The organism is Herminiimonas sp. (assembly GCF_030645555.1).
GTDB lineage: Bacteria > Pseudomonadota > Gammaproteobacteria > Burkholderiales > Burkholderiaceae_D > Oxalicibacterium.
Window position 1 is genome coordinate 1 of sequence record NZ_JAUSME010000132.1, and the last position, 4,039, is coordinate 4,039.

Genomic DNA, 4,039 nt, shown 5'->3' on the forward strand with positions numbered 1-4,039 from the left:
TTATTATCGTTGGTTGGCTTTTGGCGGGGAGGCCACATGCAAGCACCTAACATTGCGGTCAAGCGGGACTGCCTGCAAGCTGTGCTTGCAGGTCCTCTCCGTGCTACGCACTCCGGCAGCCCCTTACCTTAAACGTTAGGCACAGACAATGCGCTCATTTGTAATAGCCTTCCTTCTGGCTCTCGTTGCGGGTAGCTCGGTGGCAAAAACGCCGTCCTGCTCAGGCCCTGACAATTGGGCAGCGGCTATGGCCCATGTTCACCTCAAGAACGCTAATTTACTGAATAATGAATCAGTCGATTTTTCAAAAACCAAAGTTGCCCTTCTGGCGTCCGAGAAAATATCGAAAGACTTGTATCGCCAAATTCATCTCGTAACTTTCGTTGAAAAATCGGGAGGCAAAATAGAGGTTATTACGAGCAATGAAGCTTCAAGCGAAGAATGCTCGATGTCAGCTGTTCAGGTATTTGTTATTTCGGGGAAGCTCGGTGGTTGAGTCTTTGCCAAACTTGGCGGTCAAGACGGACTGTGGAATCGGCGGAGTTTCTCCGCCAGTCCGCCTCGCGCCACAGCCGCTTACCTCCAACGTTAAGCCTCAAAAATCATGCATATACAGTCACTCGAACTCAAAATCCCACCACCGCTTGTCGCCGCTCTGATCGCCATCGCGATGTGGGGGCTGTCGATCATTGTGCCGACCCTCGAATTGCCTACGCAATACCGTGTAGCTGCGGCGATTGCCATTGCTTTGGTGGGGGGCGCGTTCAGCATTGCGGGCGTCTTATCCTTCCGTCGAGCACGAACAAGCGTCAGCCCAATGAAGCCCGAGTTGGCGAGCACACTGGTTAGCTCCGGCATCTACCATATTACGCGCAACCCCATGTACGTTGGAATGTCGTTTGTTCTCGTCGCGTGGGCAGTCTTTCTGGCGGCACCATGGTTATTGCTCGGGCCGCTGGTCTTTTGCTTCTACATTGGCAGCTTCCAAATTGCGCCCGAAGAGAAGGCACTGTCAAAAATCTTTGGCGCCGAATACGCTGCCTACAAGGCCAGGGTTCGTCGGTGGCTCTGAGGCTTAACCCTTCCTTCAAGCGAACGTGCCTGCGGCACACCGCTTGTGTCTAACATTAGGCATCGCGATCCATGCATTTACGCTGGCCCCTGTTTATTGCACTGGTAGGCACTCATGCTGCCGCCACGTTTTTCTCCCCAGACAGACTGGCGCCTGTCTTGGCGGGGGCGATATACATCCCCCTGATGTTGCTGCAGGCTGTGGATGCTCCCGTGTTCGCTACGGCAGAGTCAGGTGGGTGGCCAGCACCAGCGCCACTTGGTTGGCTCGTGGTTATAGTTCTGTGGCTTGCAGTCTGGTGGGCCGTGGCGTTGCTCACCTCTCGCCTCTTTTCCAGATGGCGCGATCATGCCTAACCCTTCGGTCAAGAAGGGCTGCGGATTCAGCGCGGTAGGTTGGGCTACGGCGCTGCTTGCAAACTGACGCGAGAGTGGAAGCTTCAGGCTGTCTATCGCTTTTGCTGTATAAAACAGGCTAGCTGTTTTTATATATCCATTCGTGAAAGATGATTTTGCCATTTACCAAAGTGAACTCCTTTATTGCATCAAACATGAAAGCGCTCGAAATGACGGGCGTAATCATGCGCATCTTCAGTTTCGGGCTGGTCAGCTGGCTGGGGCCACAGAGTCCTTTCATGTTTGTTTGGATCTTTAATTCCATCGACGCAGTTTTGCTTACCTGGTGTGCTGTTGTGCGAAAAGATACCGCCTATACATTGCTAAACGGTTTCTGGATAGCCATAGGATTGATAGGCATCGCAAGAGCAGGCGGATTCCTGGGCTAGTCATACATATCAATTAAAGTGATCAGCACCGTTTAATTCCATGCAGAAATCCATGCCACGTTCGGCCCACCATCTGAACCAAATGAAAGCCCTTAACATCACAGCCCTACGATAGGAATCTTGCTTGCAACACTAACCTGGGCATAAAGCCCAATTTATGAGGAGATGCAAAATGAAGGAAGACTGCCAGACGTGTGGAGGTACAGGCAAGGAATTGGTGGATTGTGGAGCGTGCAACGGGACTGGATATGTAAACGGAAAGGACTGCAAAAAATGCTACACGCAAGGTCAGGTAGTGGTGAAATGCAGGTCGTGCAATGGGACAGGCGACAGCAGCGAAGAAGAGAAATCCTGAACCACTCCACAAACGCACAGGCATGACCGCAAGCCACCCCGCCTGAAATCAGGATTAAGTGCAGGCTGCAAATTTGCCAGGGACGCGCTGCGCGGCCTAGCCTGCGCCGAACAGATCGTGCGCATCAAGGATCGCATAGACGATGCCCGGATTTTTTTCCAGGCATCTGCGGATTGCTGCGGGCACCGTTTGCCGGGTCTTGCTGCACAGGCCGGGACGTTCCACCAGCTGGATGCTCAAGCCCCGCACAGTGCGGACTTCGCGATTGCCCGGCGCGACCTGCAGCACCATGCCCAACTGCGCCTGCATCAATTCAGCCATGCGCAGCAAGTCGGCATAGCTGGCGATGCCTTCTATGCGGGCGATCAGTTTTTTTTCTTCCGCCTTGGTCAGGCGCAGTATGCGCAGATCGCCATCGGGATCGCCGAGCAAGTCGTCGCGGCCGCAGATGCAGGCGCCGGGCGGACATTCTTCGCGGATCATGTAAGGGATGGCTGGCGGCATATCGATTACGCTGTGAGCAAGCGGATGTTCGGCGACGAAAGCTGCTTGCGTCGCCGCACGATCAGGCCTTCTTGACGAATTCCGACTTCAGGCTCATCGCGCCAAAGCCATCGATTTTGCAGTCTATGTCGTGATCGCTGTCGACCAGGCGTATGTTCTTGACCTTGGTGCCGACCTTGACGACGCCGCCCGATCCCTTCAACTTCAGGTCCTTGATCACGGTGACGGTATCGCCATCCTGCAGCACATTGCCGGCGGAATCGCGGTAGACCTTGCCGCCCTCTTCGACTGACTCGGCAGCAGCCTGTGCCGGCCACTCATGGGCGCACTCGGGACAGATGTAAAGGCCGCCATCTTCATAGGTGAATTCGGAATTGCATTTGGGGCATGCAGGTAAGGTGCTCATGGTGTCAGCTTTCCAGGCGAGGCAATCGCCGTCAAAAAGAAACAAGTATACTGCGTGCCCGTCAGATGCTGCCTGTTTTCTACAAACGGAAACCGGATTGCGCCTGTCTTCACAGATGCGCAGTCAATAAAAAAGGTGTGCCGACCGTCCAGTCGACACACCTTTTTTAAATCAATGACATGCTGTTTAGTGCGAGCGGATCATCGTGCCGAACGCCTGTTCGGTCAACACTTCCAGCAGCAGCGAATGTTCGATGCGGCCATCGATGATGTGCACCGTATTGACACCCGATTTGGCCGCGTCCAGCGCGGAAGAAATCTTCGGCAGCATGCCGCCGGAGATCGTGCCGTCTTCAAACATTTCATCGATTTCGCGCGCCGACAGATCGGTCAGCAGATTGCCCTGCTTGTCCTGCACGCCGGCGATATTGGTCATCATGATCAGCTTTTCGGCTTTCAGGATTTCGGCAATCTTGCCTGCCACCACATCGGCATTGATGTTGTAAGCCTGGCCATCGTCACCGAAGCCGATAGGTGAAATGATAGGAATGAAGGCATCATCCTGCAGCGCCTTCACGACCGCCGGATTGATCGCATCGATGTCGCCGACAAAACCGATATCGAGGAACTGGCCCGGATTTTCCCGGTCCGGCATTTTCATCTTGCGGGCGCGGATCAAGCCGCCGTCCTTGCCGGTCAAGCCGACTGCCTGGCCGCCGTAATGGTTGATCAGCATCACGATATCCTGCTGCACTTCGCCGCCCAGCACCCATTCAACGACTTCCATCGTTTCTTCATCGGTGATGCGCATGCCTTGCACGAAGGTGCCTTGCTTGCCGATTTTTTTCAGCGCGTTGTCGATTTGCGGACCGCCACCATGCACGACGACCGGATTCATGCCGACCAGCTTGAGCAGGAT

General features: G+C 54.4%; 6 protein-coding genes. 3 read left to right on the forward strand and 3 right to left on the reverse strand.

What is annotated here, in order from left to right:
* The first annotated feature begins 148 nt into the window (after positions 1 to 148).
* The 3 genes from Q7T06_RS05220 (at position 149) to Q7T06_RS05230 (ending at position 1,856) form a co-directional block, all read left to right on the forward strand.
* A complete protein-coding gene (locus Q7T06_RS05220) occupies positions 149 to 496 on the forward strand; it encodes a hypothetical protein (protein ID WP_304781360.1) in 348 nt (115 codons plus the stop codon).
* A gap of 108 nt (positions 497 to 604) precedes the next feature.
* Entirely contained in the window at positions 605 to 1,072 is a 468-nt protein-coding gene (locus Q7T06_RS05225; protein WP_304781363.1) for an isoprenylcysteine carboxylmethyltransferase family protein, read from the forward strand.
* 550 nt (positions 1,073 to 1,622) lie between these two features.
* Positions 1,623 to 1,856 (forward strand): hypothetical protein, encoded by a 234-nt coding sequence (locus Q7T06_RS05230; protein ID WP_304781366.1) that lies wholly within the window; start codon positions 1,623 to 1,625, stop codon positions 1,854 to 1,856.
* Positions 1,857 to 2,307: 451 nt separating this feature from the next.
* On the opposite strand, the gene Q7T06_RS05235 is transcribed toward Q7T06_RS05230, so the two are convergent.
* The 3 genes from Q7T06_RS05235 to argB form a co-directional block, all read right to left on the reverse strand.
* Positions 2,308 to 2,694: a hypothetical protein gene (locus tag Q7T06_RS05235; RefSeq protein WP_304781369.1), complete on the reverse strand. Its 387-nt coding sequence runs from the start codon at positions 2,692 to 2,694 to the stop codon at positions 2,308 to 2,310.
* Positions 2,695 to 2,776: 82 nt separating this feature from the next.
* The gene (locus Q7T06_RS05240) at positions 2,777 to 3,121 is read right to left on the reverse strand and encodes a zinc ribbon domain-containing protein YjdM (RefSeq protein ID WP_304781373.1); all 345 of its coding nucleotides are present in this window, start codon (positions 3,119 to 3,121) and stop codon (positions 2,777 to 2,779) included.
* A gap of 186 nt (positions 3,122 to 3,307) precedes the next feature.
* The coding region (gene argB / locus Q7T06_RS05245) for an acetylglutamate kinase (RefSeq protein WP_304781376.1) at positions 3,308 to 4,039 on the reverse strand (732 nt) is incomplete at its 5' end.

Coding starts and splice junctions, on each gene's coding strand:
- Q7T06_RS05220 (WP_304781360.1), top strand. CDS start 149: ATGCGCTCATTTGTAATAGCCTTCCTTCTGGCTCTCGTTGCGGGTAGC.
- Q7T06_RS05225 (WP_304781363.1), top strand. CDS start 605: ATGCATATACAGTCACTCGAACTCAAAATCCCACCACCGCTTGTCGCC.
- Q7T06_RS05230 (WP_304781366.1), top strand. CDS start 1,623: ATGAAAGCGCTCGAAATGACGGGCGTAATCATGCGCATCTTCAGTTTC.
- Q7T06_RS05235 (WP_304781369.1), bottom strand. CDS start 2,694: ATGATCCGCGAAGAATGTCCGCCCGGCGCCTGCATCTGCGGCCGCGAC.
- Q7T06_RS05240 (WP_304781373.1), bottom strand. CDS start 3,121: ATGAGCACCTTACCTGCATGCCCCAAATGCAATTCCGAATTCACCTAT.